We start from the raw sequence: 273 nt of genomic DNA on the forward strand, positions 1-273 counted from the left end.
GGTCAGGTCGGCGCACAGGGTCTGGAAATTGATCAGCGCTTCCATGCGGCCCTGCGAGATCTCCGCCTGGTACGGCGTGTAGGCGGTGTACCACGCCGGGTTCTCGAGGATGTTGCGCAGGATGACGTTCGGCGTGTGGGTGCCGTAGTAGCCCTGGCCGATGAAACTGCGGAACACCTGGTTCCTGTCGGCGATGGCGCGGATCTTGGCCAGCGCCTCCACTTCGCTGATCGCCGCCGGCAGGGCGAGCGGGGCGGTCGACTTGATGCTGGC

1 pseudogene is annotated in these 273 nt (G+C 65.9%); it reads right to left on the bottom strand.

Features of this window, described 5'->3' with window-relative positions:
• Positions 1-273, bottom strand: a pseudogene (locus tag SB822_RS57085) (hypothetical protein); the annotation flags it as partial.

This window comes from Paraburkholderia sp. SIMBA_054 (assembly GCF_046534875.1).
GTDB lineage: Bacteria > Pseudomonadota > Gammaproteobacteria > Burkholderiales > Burkholderiaceae > Paraburkholderia > Paraburkholderia hospita.